The organism is Marinobacterium marinum (genome assembly GCF_013868415.1).
Classification (GTDB): Bacteria; Pseudomonadota; Gammaproteobacteria; order Pseudomonadales; family Balneatricaceae; genus Marinobacterium; species Marinobacterium marinum.
This window is the reverse complement of the sequence record NZ_JACEMT010000041.1, coordinates 180,547-199,220: the sequence shown is the minus strand read 5'-3', so window position 1 is coordinate 199,220 and position 18,674 is coordinate 180,547. Positions and strand designations below refer to the sequence as shown.

At 56.7% G+C, this 18,674-nt stretch carries 17 protein-coding genes; 8 read left to right on the top strand and 9 right to left on the bottom strand.

Annotation, left to right across the window (positions count from 1 at the left end; all coding sequences use genetic code 11):
* Positions 1 to 3: 3 nt before the first annotated feature.
* Positions 4 to 624, bottom strand: coding sequence for a cytochrome-c oxidase, cbb3-type subunit II (ccoO, locus tag H1S06_RS06110; RefSeq protein WP_181738266.1), 621 nt, complete (start codon positions 622 to 624; stop codon positions 4 to 6).
* A 22-nt stretch (positions 625 to 646) separates the two neighbouring features.
* Positions 647 to 2,077, bottom strand: coding sequence for a cytochrome-c oxidase, cbb3-type subunit I (ccoN, locus tag H1S06_RS06105; RefSeq protein ID WP_181738264.1), 1,431 nt, complete (start codon positions 2,075 to 2,077; stop codon positions 647 to 649).
* 396 nt (positions 2,078 to 2,473) lie between these two features.
* Between ccoN and rlmM the strand changes: the two genes are divergently transcribed.
* Positions 2,474 to 3,553, top strand: coding sequence for a 23S rRNA (cytidine(2498)-2'-O)-methyltransferase RlmM (gene rlmM / locus H1S06_RS06100; RefSeq protein ID WP_181738262.1), 1,080 nt, complete (start codon positions 2,474 to 2,476; stop codon positions 3,551 to 3,553).
* A 1-nt stretch (position 3,554) separates the two neighbouring features.
* Here the strand turns inward: rlmM and H1S06_RS06095 are convergent, their stop codons facing one another.
* Positions 3,555 to 3,836 carry an antibiotic biosynthesis monooxygenase family protein gene (locus H1S06_RS06095; protein ID WP_181738260.1) on the bottom strand — a complete coding sequence of 94 codons (282 nt, stop codon included), beginning with the start codon at positions 3,834 to 3,836 and terminating at the stop codon, positions 3,555 to 3,557.
* A gap of 127 nt (positions 3,837 to 3,963) precedes the next feature.
* Between H1S06_RS06095 and tusA the strand changes: the two genes are divergently transcribed.
* The 3 genes from tusA (at position 3,964) to trxC (ending at position 5,275) form a co-directional block, all read left to right on the top strand.
* A complete protein-coding gene (gene tusA, locus H1S06_RS06090; RefSeq protein WP_181738258.1) occupies positions 3,964 to 4,209 on the top strand; it encodes a sulfurtransferase TusA in 246 nt (81 codons plus the stop codon).
* The gene (locus H1S06_RS06085; RefSeq protein WP_181738257.1) at positions 4,210 to 4,776 is read left to right on the top strand and encodes a ProQ/FINO family protein; all 567 of its coding nucleotides are present in this window, start codon (positions 4,210 to 4,212) and stop codon (positions 4,774 to 4,776) included. It abuts the gene before it with no gap.
* 64 nt (positions 4,777 to 4,840) lie between these two features.
* Entirely contained in the window at positions 4,841 to 5,275 is a 435-nt protein-coding gene (gene trxC, locus H1S06_RS06080; protein WP_181738255.1) for a thioredoxin TrxC, read from the top strand.
* A 13-nt stretch (positions 5,276 to 5,288) separates the two neighbouring features.
* On the opposite strand, the gene H1S06_RS06075 is transcribed toward trxC, so the two are convergent.
* Positions 5,289 to 7,226 carry an EAL domain-containing protein gene (locus H1S06_RS06075; RefSeq protein ID WP_181738252.1) on the bottom strand — a complete coding sequence of 646 codons (1,938 nt, stop codon included), beginning with the start codon at positions 7,224 to 7,226 and terminating at the stop codon, positions 5,289 to 5,291.
* 150 nt (positions 7,227 to 7,376) lie between these two features.
* The gene (locus H1S06_RS06070; RefSeq protein ID WP_255482916.1) at positions 7,377 to 8,759 is read right to left on the bottom strand and encodes an MATE family efflux transporter; all 1,383 of its coding nucleotides are present in this window, start codon (positions 8,757 to 8,759) and stop codon (positions 7,377 to 7,379) included.
* 187 nt (positions 8,760 to 8,946) lie between these two features.
* Between H1S06_RS06070 and H1S06_RS06065 the strand changes: the two genes are divergently transcribed.
* Positions 8,947 to 10,398, top strand: a complete 1,452-nt coding sequence (locus tag H1S06_RS06065; RefSeq protein WP_181738248.1) for an NAD-dependent succinate-semialdehyde dehydrogenase — start codon at positions 8,947 to 8,949, stop codon at positions 10,396 to 10,398.
* A gap of 75 nt (positions 10,399 to 10,473) precedes the next feature.
* Here H1S06_RS06065 and H1S06_RS06060 read toward each other — a convergent pair whose 3' ends face one another.
* Positions 10,474 to 12,219, bottom strand: a complete 1,746-nt coding sequence (locus H1S06_RS06060; RefSeq protein ID WP_181738245.1) for a PHA/PHB synthase family protein — start codon at positions 12,217 to 12,219, stop codon at positions 10,474 to 10,476.
* A 300-nt stretch (positions 12,220 to 12,519) separates the two neighbouring features.
* Here H1S06_RS06060 and H1S06_RS06055 point away from each other — a divergent pair, with 300 nt between their 5' ends.
* On the top strand, positions 12,520 to 12,774 hold the full coding sequence (locus H1S06_RS06055; protein ID WP_328515317.1) for a glutaredoxin family protein: 255 nt from the start codon (positions 12,520 to 12,522) through the stop codon (positions 12,772 to 12,774).
* Position 12,775: 1 nt separating this feature from the next.
* Here the strand turns inward: H1S06_RS06055 and H1S06_RS06050 are convergent, their stop codons facing one another.
* Complete coding sequence (locus tag H1S06_RS06050) at positions 12,776 to 14,719, bottom strand: transglycosylase SLT domain-containing protein (RefSeq protein ID WP_181738243.1); 1,944 nt, start codon at positions 14,717 to 14,719, stop codon at positions 12,776 to 12,778.
* 148 nt (positions 14,720 to 14,867) lie between these two features.
* Here H1S06_RS06050 and H1S06_RS06045 point away from each other — a divergent pair, with 148 nt between their 5' ends.
* Positions 14,868 to 16,751, top strand: coding sequence for an ATP-binding cassette domain-containing protein (locus tag H1S06_RS06045; protein WP_181738242.1), 1,884 nt, complete (start codon positions 14,868 to 14,870; stop codon positions 16,749 to 16,751).
* Here H1S06_RS06045 and H1S06_RS06040 read toward each other — a convergent pair.
* The gene (locus H1S06_RS06040) at positions 16,748 to 17,188 is read right to left on the bottom strand and encodes a universal stress protein (RefSeq protein WP_181738240.1); all 441 of its coding nucleotides are present in this window, start codon (positions 17,186 to 17,188) and stop codon (positions 16,748 to 16,750) included. The genes H1S06_RS06045 and H1S06_RS06040 overlap by 4 nt on opposite strands.
* A gap of 129 nt (positions 17,189 to 17,317) precedes the next feature.
* Here H1S06_RS06040 and H1S06_RS06035 point away from each other — a divergent pair, with 129 nt between their 5' ends.
* On the top strand, positions 17,318 to 17,929 hold the full coding sequence (locus H1S06_RS06035; protein ID WP_255482915.1) for a hypothetical protein: 612 nt from the start codon (positions 17,318 to 17,320) through the stop codon (positions 17,927 to 17,929).
* 4 nt (positions 17,930 to 17,933) lie between these two features.
* Here the strand turns inward: H1S06_RS06035 and H1S06_RS06030 are convergent, their stop codons facing one another.
* Complete coding sequence (locus H1S06_RS06030; protein ID WP_181738239.1) at positions 17,934 to 18,650, bottom strand: DNA topoisomerase I; 717 nt, start codon at positions 18,648 to 18,650, stop codon at positions 17,934 to 17,936.
* Between the last annotated feature and the right edge of the window lie 24 nt (positions 18,651 to 18,674).

Genomic DNA, 18,674 nt, shown 5'->3' with positions numbered 1-18,674 from the left:
AAATTACCGTTGGTTTGTATAAACAGAATGGGTTTTACCCAAGGACTGCAGGTAAGAAACCAGGGCGTCGATCTCGGTCTTACCCTGTACGTCTTCACGTGCAGTACTGATCTGTTCATCGGTGTACGGGACGCCCAGTTTGCGCAGCGCTGTCATTTTGGCAGCGGTGTCCTTGCCGGTCAGCTTGTTCTCGAACAGCCAAGGGTAGGACGGCATCTTGGACTCGGGTACCACGTCACGCGGGTTGTACAGGTGAGCCTTCTGCCAGTCGTCGGAGTAGCGGCCGCCCACGCGAGCCAGGTCCGGACCGGTACGCTTGGAGCCCCACAGGAAGGGGTGTTCCCAAACGAACTCGTTGGCAGTGGAGTAGTGACCATAGCGCTCCGTTTCGGCACGGAACGGGCGGATCATCTGAGTGTGACATACATGACAGCCTTCACGGATGTAGATGTCACGACCTTCCAGTTCCAGCGCGTTGTAAGTACGCAGGCCTTCAATCGGCTTGGTCGTAGAGCTCTGGAAGAACAGCGGTACGATCTCGGCCAGACCACCACCGCTGATCACGATGATGATCAGCAGGATCATCAGGCCGATATTCTTTTCAATCGTTTCGTGTTTGATCATTGCTTTCTGCTCCTCGTCTCAATCAGGCCGCCTGGGCAGACGGTTCAGCTGCCTTGACGGAGCTGCCGCTGCGCACGGTCTGCCAAACGTTGAAGGCCATCAGCAGCATGCCGGTCAGGAAGAAGCAGCCGCCGATCCAGCGCACCAGGTAGCCGTGGTGGCTGGCTTCCAACGCTTCGACGAAGCTGTAAGTCAGGGTGCCGTCTTCGTTAACCGCACGCCACATCAGACCCTGCAGGATACCGTTGACCCACATGGAACAGATGTACAGAACGGTACCGATGGTTGCCAGCCAGAAGTGGGTGTTGATCAGGCCAACAGAGTACATCTGAGCCTTGCCGAACAGTTTCGGGATCATGTGGTACACCGCACCGATGGAGATCATCGCAACCCAGCCCAGGGCGCCGGCGTGTACGTGGCCAACGGTCCAGTCAGTGTTGTGAGACAGGGCGTTAACGGTCTTGATGGACATCATCGGGCCTTCGAAGGTGGACATGCCGTAGAAGGACAGGGATACCACCAGGAAGCGCAGGATCGGGTCGGTGCGCAGTTTGTGCCAGGCGCCGGACAGGGTCATCATGCCGTTGATCATGCCGCCCCAAGAGGGAGCCAACAGGATCAGGGACATTACCATGCCTACGGACTGAGTCCAGTCAGGCAGAGCAGAGTAGTGCAGGTGGTGACCACCGGCCCAGATGTAGGTCGCGATCAGAGCCCAGAAGTGTACGATCGACAGACGGTACGAGTAGATCGGACGTTCGGCCTGCTTGGGTACGAAGTAGTACATCATGCCCAGGAAGCCGGCGGTCAGGAAGAAGCCTACCGCGTTATGGCCGTACCACCACTGAACCATGGCGTCCACGGTGCCCGGATAAACGGAATAGGACTTGGTCAGAGTGACGGGGATAGCCAGGCTGTTGACGATATGCAGCACCGCAACGGTGATGATGAACGCCATGTAGAACCAGTTGCCCACGTAGATGTGAGACGTCTTGCGGTTCTTGACAGTGCCCATGAAAACAATGGCGTAGCTGACCCAGACAACGGCGAGCAGAATGTCGATCGGCCACTCCAGCTCTGCGTATTCCTTGGTGCTGGTCAGACCCATTGGCAGGGTGATGGCCGCAGCCAGGATTACGGCTTGCCAGCCCCAGAATGTAAACGACGCCAGAGAGTCGGAAAACAGTCGGGTTTGGCAAGTACGCTGAACCACGTAGTACGAGGTCGCGAACAGTGCGCAGCCACCAAACGCGAAGATTACCGCGTTGGTATGTAACGGACGGATGCGTCCGTAGGTCAACCAGGGAATATCAAAGTTCAGTGCAGGCCACACCAGCTGGGCGGCGATCAAGACGCCAACGCCCATACCGACGATGCCCCAGACCACCGTCATGATGGCGAACTGGCGCACGACTTTGTAGTTGTAAGTCGGGTGTTCAGTTGCAGTGCTCATGTCAGGCTCTCATCAACAAGCTAATAGTAGTAAGAAGAGTTCCACCGGCAATTATCTGGGAATACCCACGGTATTTCAATGTGATGGAACCTTTAACTGTGGTTTATTGTCGCAGGACAGTTTTTGATTTTGTAATTTTGCGGTCATTTGGCATTTATATGGATATTTCAACGGATTCAATCAGGTAGGGTTATCTCGTGGGGTGAGAAGAAGCGTTTTTCTCCATGCCAGAGGCTTTTGGCAGCGCGTTTTCAGGGTGTTTTTTGTTTGATACAAGGTTTTGATTGATATGGATCAAGGCTGTTATCGGAGGTTTTTGAGGGTGGCATAACGCTTAAGTGCAGTTGTTATTAGACCAATGGATTACTATAGTGCGCGGGCATTTGGGGAGAATTCATGACTGACGTAAACACACTGTTGCTGTACTGCCGTTCCGGTTTTGAAAAGGAATGTGCCGCTGAAATAACAACTCGCTGTGCCGAGGTGGGAATATATGGCTATCCGCAGTTTGAATCAGCCCAGGGATATGTTCTCTATCATTGCCATGAGCCCGGTGGGGCCCTGTCGGCGATGCGCAAGCTGAGCTTTCGCGCCCTGGTTTTCGCTCGGCAGTGGGTAGCGTGCATGCCGCGCCTGGATGATTTGTCCGCATCGGATCGAATCGGGCCGATTCGGGAGTTGGTGGCCGAGCTGCCGGAAACCGGTGAGCTGGTGGTCGAAGTTGCCGATACGACTGATGGGCGTGAGTTGCAGGGTTTCGCACGTAAATTCGGTTCGGCACTTGCGCAGGGACTGCGCCGTGATGGCCTGATGTTGCCACGCAAGCAAAGAGCCGAGTGGCGGTTGCATGTGTTTGTCTTGACAGGGCGTACCTTGTGGGTAGGTGTTGCGCCAGTTGGCAACAGTTCGCCCTGGCCGATGGGAGTGTTGAGACTCAAGTTCCCCAAACATGCGCCCAGTCGGTCGACACTCAAGCTGGAAGAGGCTTGGCACTATTTCATCCCGGCGCGGCGCAAAGAAGAATTACTGCGTGGCAGCATGACAGCAGTGGACCTGGGCGCAGCGCCGGGGGGCTGGACGTGGCAGCTGGTTAATCGGCACATGTTCGTGACGGCGGTGGACAACGGCCCGATGAACGAAGCACTGATGGATAGTGGGCAGGTGGAGCATCGCCGTGAGGATGCCTTTACCTTCGTGCCTTCCAAGCCTGTCGACTGGATGGTATGTGACGTGGTGGATAAGCCGGCGCGGGTGACGGAATTAATGCTGCAGTGGGCGCTCAATGGCTGGTGCCGAAACGCCATGTTCAATCTCAAGCTGCCCATGAAGCAGCGTTTCGACGAGGTTGAGCGCTGCCTGGAACGTTTGCGCGAGGCGCTGGCCGAGGCGGGTATCAAGTACCGTTTGCAGGCGCGCCATCTTTATCATGACCGAGAAGAGATTACCTGTTGGCTGTCACTGACACCGGAGCACTGAATCAGTGCTCGAAAACGGTTATTTTCTCTTCGGTTGTCAGCATGGGAGTGATGGTGTCCATCATGCTGCGTCGTTCCGTCGAGGCGTACCAGAGTTGCCAATCATGTTCAGATCGATAAGTCGCCAGAATAAGGCGGTGACAGGGATCGCTGGTGTTGTGCAGCGCTTCGCCGGAGATGAAGCCGGGAGAATGCATCGCTTTTTGCAGCGTTTCGCGAGAGGCGCGTTCATAGTGCTCGCTCAGTTCATCGGCGATATGGCGTTCAATCAGTACACGAATCATCAGCTAACTCCTTGAGAGATGGTCCTGATATCAGGATAATCGCTTCTTGGAAGGTCGCAAGCCTGTATCAGTGGCAGGATGCAAAATATTTAACATTCATTGTGCGTCGGGGGAGTATTTGACCCGCATGAAGACATCCAATGCAGATTACAGGCTTGACGCGAGCGGGCTGCTTTGCCCCGAACCGGTCATGCTGTTGCATAACAAGGTGCGTGAAATGTCGGCAGGCGAGGTGTTGCTGGTGATTGCGACAGACCCGTCTACACAGCGTGACATTCCCAAGTTCTGTACTTTTCTGGGCCATGAGTTGATGCATCAAGTGGTGCTGGAAGATGAAATCTATGAGTATCTTATTCGTAAAGGGGCTGGCTGAGTGTCAGATCTGATCAATTTGCAGCATGAGGTCGAATCTCTGCTGCAAGAGTGTGAACAAAGGTTGTCGGCAGTGGAGCAACACCAGCGGGCAGCAACAGGTACAACAGAGAGTCAAATCGTGAATCAAACAGCCAATAGCAAGACCCGCTCCAAGAACCGCGCCGCAAACCAGGCCGCGCTGGAGCAACTGATCGAAGCCTATCCGCAGACGTTCAGTCGTGAAAATGTGCGTCCGCTCAAGGTCGGCATTCAGGAAGATCTGATCGCTGACGAGAAGTTGGCACGTAACCGTATCAAACGGGCACTGGCAACTTATGTGCGTTCCCTGGCGTATTTGCGCAGCGTGCAGGAAGGTGCCGAGCGTATTGACCTGAAGGGCGAAGTGGCTGGCGTGGTTAGTGCCGGTGAGGCCGAGCACGCTCAGGGGCGGATCAAGGAAATTCAAGCGCAGCGCCGTGAACGCCAGAAGGAGCAGCGTGAGCAGGAACAGCAGCAGCGCAAGCGTGAAAAGGAAGAGCGTTTTTCTCGCAAGCTGGAGGCGCTGGTCAACGTCAAGGGGCGTTGATCCATTGAAAAGCCGATCGGTAGCCTCCATCTATACTGGCTAGAGTGATTTTTGGAGGCTACCGATGAACGATTCCCTGCATATTTCCTGTCCGAGTTGTCTGGCAACCAACCGTGTTTCTTCACAGCGACTGCAGCACGCACCTCAGTGCGGGCGTTGCCAGGCTCTGTTGTTCGATGCCCGCCCTGTAGACGCGGATTCGAGCAGCTTCGATCGCATTCTGGCAAATACCGATATTCCGGTGCTGGTCGATTTCTGGGCCGAATGGTGCGGGCCGTGTAAAATGATGGGGCCTGTTTTCGCGCAAGCGGCTGCCGCTTTGGAGCCTGATTGCCGCTTGCTTAAGGTGAATACCGAGCAGGCTCAGTCAATCGCGGCGCGTTACCAGATTCGCAGTATTCCAACCCTGCTTCTACTGCACGGAGGGGTGGAAATCGCCCGTCAGGCCGGCGCGATGGATCTGGGCAGTCTGCAGCGTTGGGTCCGCCCTCACTTGTGAGATCAAACCGGGATCAGAGTGCCGACGGCAATCCATGCAGGTAGCCCTGGGTGCCGTCGATCTGCATCCGGTGCAGCACCTGACGCTGGCTTTCACGCTCCACCTGTTCCGCATAGGCTTGAATGCCTAGACTGTGTGCGACATTAATCAAGCTGCCGACAAAAAACTGATCCTCCTCGCTCTGCTCCAGGTGGCGTACCAGAGAGCCGTCAATTTTTATATAGTCGGGACGCAGGGCATACAGATAGCTAAAGCCGTTGGGGTGAGTGCCGAAGTGGTCCACTCCGAAACGAATGCTCATGTCTCCCAGTGCCTGTCGTAACTGTTGCATGTTGTCCGGGTTTATCAGAATGGCTGTTTCGTTAACTTCGATATGCAGTCGGCTGCTGACGGGGCTGCTGCTCAACGTTGTCAGCAGTTCTTTGATGGCTGTCGGTTCTGCCAGTGTCTGGTTGGACAGGTTTAGCGCAAGAGGCGAGCTGTCCGGTGTGTTGTGCAGATGCTGCAGAGCATGCTGCATGATGGCACGATCAATGTCTGCCAGCAGACCAAGGTCGCAGGCTGCACCCAGGAAATCGCAAGCCGGGCAGGCGGAGTTGTCCTGATCCAAAATGCGTGCGAATACTTCGGCATGAACGCAGGCCCCGGCAGGCGTGATCACAGGTTGCTGTTGCAGGAAAATCTGCTCATTTTGAACGGCATCGGCAACGTGTTGCCGCCATTGGGTCGGCCAACCCTGCTGATGCGGCTGGTACAGTAGAATGTTGCAGTCGCTGCGTTGTTCCGCTTCCTGCTGTGCCAGGCGGGCCTCGGTCAGTAATTGAGTTGATGTGGCGGGGCCATCGGCGGATGTAATGCCGATACTGAGCCACTGTTCCGATCCGCCTTCCAGTGAATACTGCTGCAGCTGGTTGTGAACGGCGTGCAGTATGGGATCCAGTCGTTTATGCCACTCTTCCAGCGCAAGCTTGCGTGTCAGCAATATCAGATCCGCTCCTCCCGTCCGTCCGACTATATGAGGCCCAAGGCTTTCGCCCAGGGTCTTCACAGCCGTTGCACAGTGTCGAATCAAGTGGTTGGTGGCGTCTTCGCCCAGCAGCTGATTCAATCGTTGCAGGTTGTTCAGATGAATGAGAAGAAGGGATGCGGGGCCGAAGTCCTGATGATGTTCCAGATGCTCCGTCAGTTGGATCAGGGTGGCGCGTCGGTTGTTCAGGCCGGTGAGGTTGTCCTGATAAGCGGTGCTGCGCAGGGACTCCATATTGCGGTTCTGTTCATCGAACATTTTTCGAACACGTTGAACCATCATGTTCATGGCGGCAGCGACTCGGCGCAGTTCGGGGGTACGAGGCAGTGATTGCTGTTCGACGTATTCGCGCCGGGCGAGGGCGGTCGCCTGGTGTTCAATGGTTGCCAAGGGGTGGAGCAGGCGTCGTATAAGGCCGAATATGACCAATGCCGTTAGGCCGGTCAAGCAGGCAAACAGCACCAAGGTGTGGCGTATTGTCTGCCAGATGGACGCATAAGCATAGTTGGTACTGCTCAGAATACGAATGCTGCCGACAGGCTGCTGTTGATAGGTCAGTGGGTGTGATTGCTCGGTGGTGGTGAGAGGCAGCAGGCGGATGAACCAGTCGGGTGCATCAATGACGCTCTCGGCCGGACGGCTGGTGCGGTATAGCGCATGACCCAGTGGGTCGTATACGCTGATGCTTTGATAAAGGCCGCTGTCAAAAAGAGTATCAACGGCCTGTGCAATTGCGCTCGGGTCGTGCTGCCGGATATGAGGAGCAAGGTAAGGTCCCAAGTGGGCAGCGCTGTTTTTCGCTTGAGCGTCCAGCTGAGTTATCAGCAGAGCGCGGGAATTGTACGACAGGATGGATACTGTTCCGAGGGTAAAGCTCAGCAGTACGGCCAGCATGGCCGCGACCAGCTGATGTGACAGTGACATGGCACGCTCCTGCGACATGGCGCGGCTGGCTGCAGCCTCATGTTCGGATTGAAAGGCAGGCGGGTGTGTTACCGGCCTGGCAGTAACGTCTGGGGTGTAAGTCAGCAATTATGGTTGCTAACAGTATAGACGGACTGGAGGCCGGTTGAGTTACAGTGATTGAGCGGGCCGAACGATGGGTGTGGCGTTGATCGCCTGGCGTGAAATGCGGGCCAGGCGGTTGGAGAGCAGGACAGCCCCGACACTCAGACCGATCAATAGGCCATACCAGAGCCCGGCGGCGATTAGCGGCGGGCGCAGCCAGTCGGTAAAGCCCAGAATATAACCGACTGGCAGGCCTACCAGCCAATAGGCGATGAAGACCATTACCAGCGGAATGCTGGTGTCCTTGTAGCCACGCAGAGCACCGGCTGCACTGACTTGAAGGGCGTCGGAAAACTGGAAAACGGCTGCAATACTGATCAAGGTTGTGGCCAGGGTCAGAATCTCTTCTGACGAGGTGTAGAGTCCGGTAATCTGACGTGCCAACAACAGGGATAAGCTGCAGCTGAACAGTGCGACGAACAGGGTGATCAAGATGCCGGTCTGAGCTGCATGGCGGGCCTCGACAGGCTCCCCCCGGCCAACCAACTGGCCGACGCGGATGGTCAGGGCCATGGCGATACTCAGGGGTATCATGAAGATCATACCGGTGTAGCTGATTGTAATCTGGTTGGCTGCAATAACGGTTTCGCCATAGGGGGCCAGCATCAGGGCCAGTACACAGAACATACTGGCCTCTATCAGCAGGGAAAAGCCGATTGGAACACCCAGTTTGAGCAACTGCAGCAGCTGTTCGGGGCGGGGTGGTTGCCAGTCATTAAACAGACGCAGGGGCTTGAAATGCTGGCTTTTGAGCAGATAGAACACGGCGGTGCTCAGCATGATCCACATGACGACGGCTGTCGCATAGCCGCAGCCCACTCCGCCCAGCTCGGGCAGACCGAGTTTGCCGAAAATCAGCACGTAATTGAGCGGGATGTTGCACAGGACGCCCAGTACGGCGATGCGCATAACAGGGTGAGTCTTGCCAAAGCCCTCGCAATAGCTGCGCATGACCTGATAGAAGAGAAAGGCGGGGAATCCCCAGCTGATCGCATCAAGATAGTCCTGGGTTTTGTGTTGCAGTCCCGGCGCCAGCTGTAGCAGGTCCAGTACCGGGTTGGCATTGCGCAGGATAATCACCCCGAGCAGCCCGAGACCTGCCGCGACCCAGAACGCCTGCTGCAGTGGCAGGCGGGTTTCCGAATCCCGGCCAGCGCCCACCAGGTGGGCGACCAGTGGAGTGGTTGCCATAAGAATCCCGGCCAGGGCCAGGAAAACCGGTAACCAGAGACTGCTGCCCAGCGCAATCGCAGCCAGATCTTCGGTGCCGGCACGGGCCGCCATCAGGGTATCGACAAAGCCCATGGCGTTCTGGGCCAGTTGCGCGACCATAATTGGCCAGCCCAGGCGTAACAAGTAACGGACTTCTGCGTTGCGTTTCTGACTCAACTTGAACACGGTGAGATGTTGTACTCTGCAAAGTGAAACGGATGGAGAGAAAGTGGCTCTGTACAGTTGGCTGTATCGGCTATGATGGTCATTCGCTCCTTGAACGCGCCAAGCATAAGCGCGAGCAGCAGGGAGTGCAATCCCGAGACGGTTAAGGTGTTATGGATTTTGTCGGAGGTAATCAGTTATGAAGCTCAATGATAACCGGCTGCTGCGTCAGCAAGCCTATGTGGACGGCCGTTGGATAGATGCCGGAAGCGGTGAAACCTTTGCCGTATACAACCCGGCGACGGGGGAAGAAATTGCACGCGTGCCCTGGATGGACGAGGCGGATGCGGAGCGTTCGGTTGCTGCGGCAGAAGATGCGTTCCAGGTCTGGCGTAAAACGACTGCGAAGGAACGGGCCGCCATTCTGAGGCGCTGGTATGAGCTGATGCTTGAGCATGCGGACGATCTGGCCCTGCTGATGACGCTGGAGCAGGGCAAGCCGCTGGCGGAAGCCAGGGGCGAAGTCTTGTATGCTGCCAGTTTTGTCGAATGGTTTGCGGAAGAAGGAAAGCGAGCCTACGGTGATTTGATCCCCAGTCATAAAACTGATGCCCGTATTCTGGTCAGCCGTGAGCCGGTCGGCGTGGTAGCCGCTATTACGCCCTGGAACTTTCCGGCCGCCATGATTACGCGCAAGGCGGCCCCGGCACTGGCGGCAGGGTGTGTGTTTGTTTGCAAGCCGGCAGAGGATACACCTCTTTCGGCCTTGGCGCTGGCGGAACTGGCCGAGCGTGCCGGCGTTCCGGCCGGAGTATTCAATATCATTACCGGCAACCCTCAGGCGCTGGGCGCAGTCCTGACGGGCAGTGACAAGGTGCGAAAGCTGTCTTTTACCGGGTCTACCGGAGTGGGTAAGTTGCTGATGGCGCAATGTGCCGAGACGGTTAAGCGGGTTTCGCTCGAGCTGGGCGGGAATGCGCCCTTTATCGTGTTTGATGATGCGGACCTGGAGCGAGCACTTGATGGCGCCATGGCCTCCAAGTACCGTAATACAGGCCAGACCTGTGTTTGCACCAACCGTTTTCTGGTCCAGGACGGCATCTATGATCGTTTTGTGGCAGGTCTTGCGGAACGGACATCCCGGCTGAAGGTGGGGGCCGGTATCGAGGCGGATGTGCAGCAGGGTCCATTGATCAATCAGGCTGCGGTCGACAAGATTCAGGCGCATATTGATGATGCTGTTGCCTTGGGGGCTGAAGTGGTGTGTGGCGGCAAGCCTCATGATCGTGGGCGTACCTGGTTTGAGCCGACGGTATTGAAAAACGTGACGACACAGATGTGTGTAGCACGTGAAGAAACCTTTGGCCCCTTGGCACCGGTGTTCAGGTTCAAGGATGAAGCCGAGGCAATTGCCATGGCAAACGCGACTGAATACGGGTTGGCAGCCTACTTCTACAGCCGTGATCTGGCCCGGTGCTGGCGTGTTGCCGAGGGGCTGGAATATGGCATGGTCGGCATTAATGAAGGGGTGATTTCGACAGAATTGGCACCCTTTGGCGGTGTGAAGGCCTCGGGTCTTGGGCGCGAAGGGGCGCGTCAGGGACTGGATGAATATCTTGAGTGCAAGTACATGTTGATGGGCGGTCTTTGACGTGCTACTGCTTTGACACAAACAATACTGAAAACGGGGCGTAAAGCCCCGTTTGTGTAGCGGGTCGGTGCCGGGTCAATCCAGTCGGTTGCGTACGTAGCTGCCGGGGGCCGCTTCGATAACGGGATAATCCGCAGTGCCATATTCGGTCGGTGCTGTCACCTTCTTGCCGGCGCGGCGGCGCAGCCATTCGCTCCAGTGGTTCCACCAGGAGCCTTCCTGACGTTCGGCCGATTCCAGCCAGGCTTCGGGTCCTTTGCCCAATTCGCCCTTGATCCAGTAGTTGCGACGATTCTTCTTGGCGGGATTGATGACGCCCGCTACATGTCCGCTGGCGCCGAGGACAAACTCCACCGTACCGCTGAACAGGTCGAGCGCCCTGAAGGTGCCTTTCCAGGGAGCGATATGGTCTTCCATAGTCGACAGGAAGTAGCAGGGTGTTTTTACGCGCCGCAGGTCGATGGTCTCGCCGCAGATGGTCAGGGCATCCGGCTCTACCAGCTTGTTTTCCAGGTACATGCGGTTGATGTAATAGGTATACATATCGGCCGGGAGGTTGGTCGGGTCGCTGTTCCAGTACAGAATATCGAATGGGGGAGGTGTTTGGCCCTTGAGATAGTTGTTGACCACATAGGACCAGATCAGGTCATTGGAACGCAGCATGTTGAAAGAGGTGGCCAGCTCACGGCCATGCAGAATACCTTCATTGTTTACCTTGCTTTCCAGATGCTTGACCTGGTACTGGTCGATATAAACGCTGAGATCGCCGGGATCACTGAAATCGATCAGAGTGGTCAGGAAGGTGCAGCTGCCAATCGAAGTGTCCTTGCGGTTGGCCAGCACGGCCAGTGCGGATGCGGTCAGAGTGCCCCCCACACACCAGGAAACCAGATTCAGCTTGCTCTGTTTGCTGATGGCCTTGGTGACATCGATGGCTTTCAGAACGCCGTCGCCCACGTAATCGTCCCAGCTGAGGCTGCGCTGCTCCGGTGATGGATTGATCCAGGACACCAGATAGACATCCTGTCCCTGTTCCAGGCAATAGCGGACGAAGGAATTGTCGGGCTGCAGGTCCAGAATGTAGTACTTGTTGATACTGGGCGGCACAATCAGTGTCGGGCGTTCATGGACCTGTTCGGTCAGCGGCTTATAGTGAATCAGTTGAAAAATGTCGTTCTGGAAAACAACGGCACCTTCGGTTGTCGCCAGGTTTGTGCCCAGCTCGAACGCATCTTCGTCGGTCATGGAGATGCGGCCCTTATCGATATCGCTCAGCAGGTTCTTGAGACCGTCGACCAGGCTGGCACCTTTGGTCTCCAGAGCCTGCTGCAGTACTTCGGGGTTAGTCAGGGCAAAGTTGGACGGTGACAGGGCGTCGACATACTGTTGCGTGTAGAACTCCAGTTTTTGCTGCTCCTGAGTGGACAAGTTGGCGTGTTGGGCCATGTCCATCAGCATGTGGGATGTCAGCAGGTAGGACTGCTTGATATAGTCGAAGACCGGGTTTTTGGACCACTCCTCGGCTTTGAAGCGGCGATCGCCCGGTGTGGGTTCGGCAATCGGGTTGTCACTGGTGTTGCCGCTGAGCAGGTTACGCCACAGGTTGAACTGGGCCTGTTGATAGTCTGCAATGGCACGAACCCATACCGTTGGATCTTCCAGAGAGCGCGTGGCCAACTCGGTCCATGATTGCGTGAACTGGCGCAGGATGTCGTCGCCCCCGGTGGCGGAGAACATTTCCAGCACTTTGCTGGTCTCGCGGTTGACGTAGTCGATGAATTCCTGGGGGTCTGTGGTGAAGTTGCCGTTTTTATCCGTCATAAATGCCTGCTTCCAATCTGCTGTTTGGGACATCAGTACCGGCCAATACACGGCTGCCGGTCGCTACGGGCTGATGGCCCGTCACTACCTGTTGGGCTTGTAGCGGGATAGCCACCTGAAAAGACGTGCAACCAGTATGAGTGGCAAGTCCTTTCATCTATTACAATACTCAAGAGTCTCGAATAGGCAACCCTAACTATCGTATGTTGCACTTTTTGTATGGTGTGAGGTATTTAGCGTTAGTGCCGTGAGTCGAGTGGCGATTCAAGCATCGAATGATACTGCAGAAGAGGGTGTGATGTGCTGTACCTGGATTTAATGACAACGGAAGGCTGTCATCTGTGTGAAGACGCTATCGTGGTGTTGCAGCAGGTGTTATTACCGGGACAGGCCGAAGTGGACCTGGTTGATATTGTATATGACCCCAAGCTGATGGAAGAGTACGCCGTGCGTATTCCCGTATTGGTTGAGCGAGGGGGCGAACGTGAGCTGGGGTGGCCGTTTGATGCGGAGCAGCTGCGGCAGTTTCTCCAGAGTCTGCCGCAGCGCCCTTAGGTCAATTCTGCTGATTCAGTGCCAGGGTGGCGAATTCCCGGTCACTGAAGAGTGCGACAGGGGTGTTGGCCATACGCGCATAGATCACCTTGAATGACAGAACGTTCTGGACATAGCTTCGGGTTTCATCGAAGGGAATGGTTTCGATCCATATGTCCAAAGGAAGTTCGCCGCGCGCATCCAGCCAGCGGCTGACGCGGTGCGGGCCTGCATTGTAGGCTGCTGTGGCATGTGCCTGGTTGCCGTTGAACTGCTGGAACATTTCGCCCAGGTAGGCAGTGCCCAGCTGAATATTGAGATCGGGTTTGCCCAAGTCGTCCAGTGTGGACAGGCTGATGCCGTTGCGGCGTGCCGTGGCACGTGCTGTGGCAGGCATCAGCTGCATCAGGCCGCGAGCGCCCACGCGCGACTTGGCACCCATCCAAAAGGCGCTTTCCTGGCGGGTGACGGCAAGTGCCCAGATGGGGTCAATGTCACGGGTCCCGGCATGGCGGCTGTACAGTTCCGGATAGGGGTTGGGGAAGCGCAGTTGCATGTCGTTCCACTGTTCACTGCTGATGGCGCCACGTATCCCCTGATGATGCCAACCCCAGCTGCTGACCAGATGTGCGGCATGGTGGATATCTGTTTCGCTCATGTCGGCAATGGCCAGATTCCATTCGGATCGAGCATCAGAGTAGCGTTCCAGTGCCAGCAGTTCGCGCATGCGGGCAAAGGCAGGAGTCGCTGCCAGGGTTTCCAGACGCGTCATATCCAGGCTGGCCGGTCGGTTGTTCAACGCGTAGTCGACCCCCAGAATCTGGGCTGCCATGAACCCGTAGAAGCTGCGCTCAGCGGCAAGTGCCTGCAAGGTTTCTCGCGCCGAATCGCCCTGCCCCTGTTGGGAAATGGCCGTCCAGTAACGCCAGCGGTCGGACTGTTGTTCTTCGGCAGGCAGGCGCTCGATCAGCTGTCGCGCTTCTGACCAGTTGCGGTCGCTCAAGGCGAGCCGGGCGCGCCAGCCCACCAGATCGGCACTCTGGTATTGAGGGTCAAGCTGTGCCAGCAAGGCGCGGCCCTGTGCATTCGGGAAACGTTTGGAATACCAGACGCCCAGGTAGCGGGTGAGCTCCGCCTGGTTCTCTGTGCTCAGACCGAGACGATCCCGATCGCGTACCCAGAGCTGAATGGCGGCGGTCAAATCCTGGCGGGCCAGACGGCGTACACTCATCTCCAGCAGTGCCTGTGCACCGGGCATGTCGTCTTTCAGCCGCGCCGGTTCGTCCAGCAACAGGCGGGGCGTCTGATATAGCGCCAGTGCGCGCTCGGCTTCGGCCAGGGTTGCCTGGTCCCTAATAAAGCGCTTGATATAGGTTGCCAGTCCTTCTCGTCCCTTGATCAGCGCAGCCTGGTAGCGTTTCAGTGCATCAGAAGTGCTGAAATTGTCCGATTCGAGCCAGGTGTTGAATAGAGGATCGCAGCTGTCGGGCTGTGAGTGACCCACGGTCCAGAGTGTGCGGGCCTGTTCCCAGGCGACGGACAGGTTGCCTTGCTCCAGCTGATGCCGTCCGTTCAGACACTTCAGATCAGTACTGGGGCGCTGGATCTTCTGCCAGGCCCGGTCAAAGCTGTCCCATTCTCCCTTGGCACCTGTCTGGCGTGCCCAGGCAAACAGCAAACGTCCGTATAGAGGCGTGTCGGCATTGCGTTCGAGAAAGTCATTGACGCGCGCTTCCGATTGGCTGCTCAACGAGGACCTGAGTACCTGATATTCCAGATACGGGTACAGAGGGTAGGTTGACAGTGTCTGGTGAATGGCGCTGCTCACCGCGTTGGGTTCGGCCACGGCTGTTGCATAATGTTCGATAAAGGCCTGGCGCAGGTCGTCCTGATCCACAGTGGATGCGGCTGATGCCTGAGTGGCGATCAGGGCTCCGATGAGAAGCGTGCGGCGCGGTATAGACATGAGGTCCTCTCTGGTGTTCCTGGGGAGCGATAGCCTGCAGTGTATATCGACTGGACGAAAAAAATCACCTTGAAGTGCGGCTTTTAAATGTCGAACCGGATTTCAGGTACACTAGAGCCTGGTTTTTACAGGACAGGATGCAGTTTCTATGCCGTTGGTGAAGTTTGAAGGCGTTTCAGTCAGTTTCAGTGCCGCGCCACTGCTGGACAAGGTTGATTTCCAGATTGATCCGGGGGAGCGGGTCGCGCTGGTCGGGCTTAATGGAGCCGGTAAGTCGACCTTGATGAAGCTGGTATCACGTGACATTCATGTTGATCAGGGCAGTGTGTGGCAGGATCCGGCTATTCGTGTTGCCCAGCTGCCGCAGATGCTGCCGGCAGCCGATGAGCGTCGGGTTTATGATGTGGTTGCCGAAGGTCTGGCTGATGTCGTGCAATTGCGTGAGGCATTTGAGGCGCTGTCGCACCAGACTGACGCGGCATCCTTGCAAAAGATGGAGCATCTTCAGCATCAGTTGGAAGCGCAGGATGGCTGGCATCTTGAACAGCAGGTCCAGACCGTGCTGGATCGTTTGGGACTGGACGCGGACACTCGCATGTCCGAACTTTCCGGTGGCTGGCGCCGCCGTGCCGCCCTGGGAGCGGCGCTGGTACAAAAACCTGACCTGCTGTTGCTGGACGAGCCGACCAACCACCTCGATATTGAGACCATCGAGTGGCTGGAGCAGATGATGCTGGATTTTCGTGGCGCGATTCTGTTTGTATCGCATGACCGTGCGTTGGTGGAGAAGCTGGCCACCCGGATTGTGGAGCTGGATCGGGGTAATCTGACCAGCTTCCCGGGCAGTTATGATCGTTACCTGGAACTCAAGCAGCAGTTGTTGGAAGAGGAAGAGCGCCAGAATGCCGAGTTCGATAAAAAGCTGGCACAGGAAGAGCGCTGGATTCGCCAAGGCATCAAGGCGCGCAGGACGCGTAACGAAGGGCGAGTCAGGGCGCTGGAGCAGATGCGCCGGGACCGTTCTCAGCGACGTGAGCGTCAGTCCGGCGCCAGTTTCGGCCTAGAAGAGGCACAGAAATCCGGCAAGCTGGTGGCCGAGCTTGAGGATGTTTCCATGTCCTACGAGAACAAGCCGCTATTGCAGCACTTCTCGCTGAAGGTGCAGCGCGGGGATCGCATTGGTCTGATTGGTGCAAACGGCAGCGGCAAGAGTACCCTGCTGAAAATTCTGTTGGGTCATTTGCAGCCGGAGTCCGGCAAAGTACGCCTTGGGACCAAGTTGGAAGTGGCCTACTTCGATCAGTTGAGGGGGCAGCTCGATCCCGAAAAAAGCGTGATCGATAACGTCTCGGGTGGTCGTGAAAGCGTTGAAATCAACGGCCAGAGCAAGCATATCATTGGCTACCTGCAGGACTTCCTGTTCAGCCCGGAGCGGGCGCGTACGCCGGTCAAGGCATTGTCAGGCGGCGAGTGCAACCGACTGCTGCTGGCGCGGCTGTTCAGTCAGCCTGCCAACGTGCTGGTGCTCGATGAGCCGACCAACGACCTGGATATTGAGACGCTGGAGCTGTTGGAAGAGATCCTGCTGGGCTTTGATGGCACCATTCTTCTGGTGAGTCATGACCGACGCTTTCTCGATAATGTCGTCACCAGTTCGGTGGTGTTTGAAGGTGATGGGCAGGTGCGGGAATATGTTGGCGGCTATCAGGACTGGTTACGCCAGCGGCCGACGCCAAAGGTTGAAGCGGCAAAACCTGCTGACAAGCCGGCTACGCAGAGTCGACCGGTCAAGAAGCAGAGTAAAAAACTCAGCTACAAACTGCAGCGTGAACTGGATCAGTTGCCGGCACGGCTGGAAGAAGCTGAACAGGCGTTGGCAGCCTTGCAGGAGGTGGTGGCCACACCGGATTTCTACACCGGTGACCACGAGCAGGTTGCCGATACCCTGGCTCAGCTCCAGCAGCAAGAGCTGCTGCTGGAAACGCTGATGGAGCGCTGGGTTGAGTTGGAGGCGCTGCAGGAGGGGGGTTAATCCTCCTCTTTCACCCGGATGGCCAGTACGTCACACTTGGCGCCGTGCAGGACTCCATTGGCAGTGGAGCCCAGCAGCAGGGCCAGACCGTGGCGGCCGTGGCTGCCCAAAATCACCAGATCGCTGCCGAGTTCTTCGGCGGCGCGGTGGATTTCGGTTTCAGTGTGACCGGTCACGATGATTTTTTTCTGTACCGGGTAACCGATCTTCTCGGCGTACTGATCCAGCTTGGTGCGAGCATGATCATCCAGTTGTTCCTGAATGGTAGTCAAATCCATGGGAACATCCCCGCCGTAGGCGAAGCTGAGCGGCTCGACGACATGGATCAGATTCAACTCGGCATTGAATGCCTTGGCCATCTGGGCTGTTTTGACAGCCAGCTGTTCGGACTCTTCGGACAGGTCAAGGGCCAGCAGGATGCGGGTGTAAATGCTCATGCGCGTAATCCTTCCTTTAGGTTGCTGCTTGCAACCGTGCGACTTAGATGGTTCTGACAGCAGAATAGCATCAACCTTGGCAAGCGTCCCCTACCGATATCAATAAAAACACGGTCTTCCTGAGCCGGCATGTGCCTTGTAATGCTGTTGTCACTGCGGGTTGATCGTTATCATACAGGGCACTTTTACGGCGGCCCTGTCAGCGGCCATACGGAGGATCTGCAGAAGATGAAGTGGCTGATTGTTGCCCTCATATTTATTTCGTTGCTGGGTTCGGTGCTTTGGGTCAGGCCCAGCCCACGTCAGCGGTATCAGGCCAAGGTGCGAATGCGGGCCCGTGCATTGGGTATTCAGGTGCAGTTGGCGCATGTGGACTTGCCACGGGCCAGGGGCGAGCTGGAAGCCGAGCGTGTCAGTGTGCCGGCGTATCGCTTTGTACGTACCAACCTGGAAAGTCGGGAACGCAATGCCTGGGTAGAGTGGGAAGTGCACCGAGTGGAAACGATCGGTCTCCACAACGAGGTGCTGCCGCAGGGGTGGAGTTGGCTCAAGGGCGGTGGCACTTTGCCGGAACCGGTGCTGTCGCGGCTGGTCGAGTTGTTGAATGCTTTGCCTGATGATGTCGTTGGGGTCGAGTCAAACCCTCTCAACCTGACCCTGTACTGGTACGAGCGTGGTGAAATCGAACGCCTGGATCAGCTTCAGGCGCTGGTGCAGCCATTGCTGGATGCCAAGATTTAAGGGGTCATGGAGAATCGTTCAAGTAGTCATCCAGTGAATCAGCCAAGGCTCCGGCCCCCCAGTCTCGCTTCGGCTGGATACGGTCAATGCTGACCTGCAGCTCGTCCAGTTTGGGTTGTTTTTGTCGCTGCGGAACACCAGCCCTGACCAGGACCGCCTTGGCATGCTTCAGGTGGCTCAGTGCGGTGTGCTTGTCGCCCATGTCCATCAGGCGGGTGGCTTGGTGTTGATGAGCGTCGGCTACCAGTGAAACGTTCAGCCAATACAACTCCTGCTGGTAGGTGCGGGCCAGTTGGCCGGTCATTTTACCGGCCTTGGCCATCTGGATAATGAGTTTTTCGGCGAAATTGATGTAAATTTGCGCACGCTTGACGGCACGGTCGCTGTTAAAGCGTGTTCGATCGGGGCGGGAACGGTCGCTGGTTTCCTTGAGATCGCCAACCTGCGTCATCAGCTCTGAGTCAGGAGCCAGCAGGCTGATCTCTTCAATCAGTGCCATGGCGTGTTGATTGAGCTTGTCCACGATATCTTGTCGGCAACCGGTTTCTTTCAAGATGGCCAGTGCGCTCAGTGTGTGCTCAGCTTGCGTCTGGAGCCAGTTCAGGCGCTCGCGACGCGCCTCGGACTGTTGTTCGCGTGTGGTCAGAATGTAATTCACCACCAGCGCCAGAATGCCGACGCCAGCCAGTAAGATTACAAGATACAGGTTGTCTCCAAGCATAGTGTTTGGCACTCTGAAAAAGAG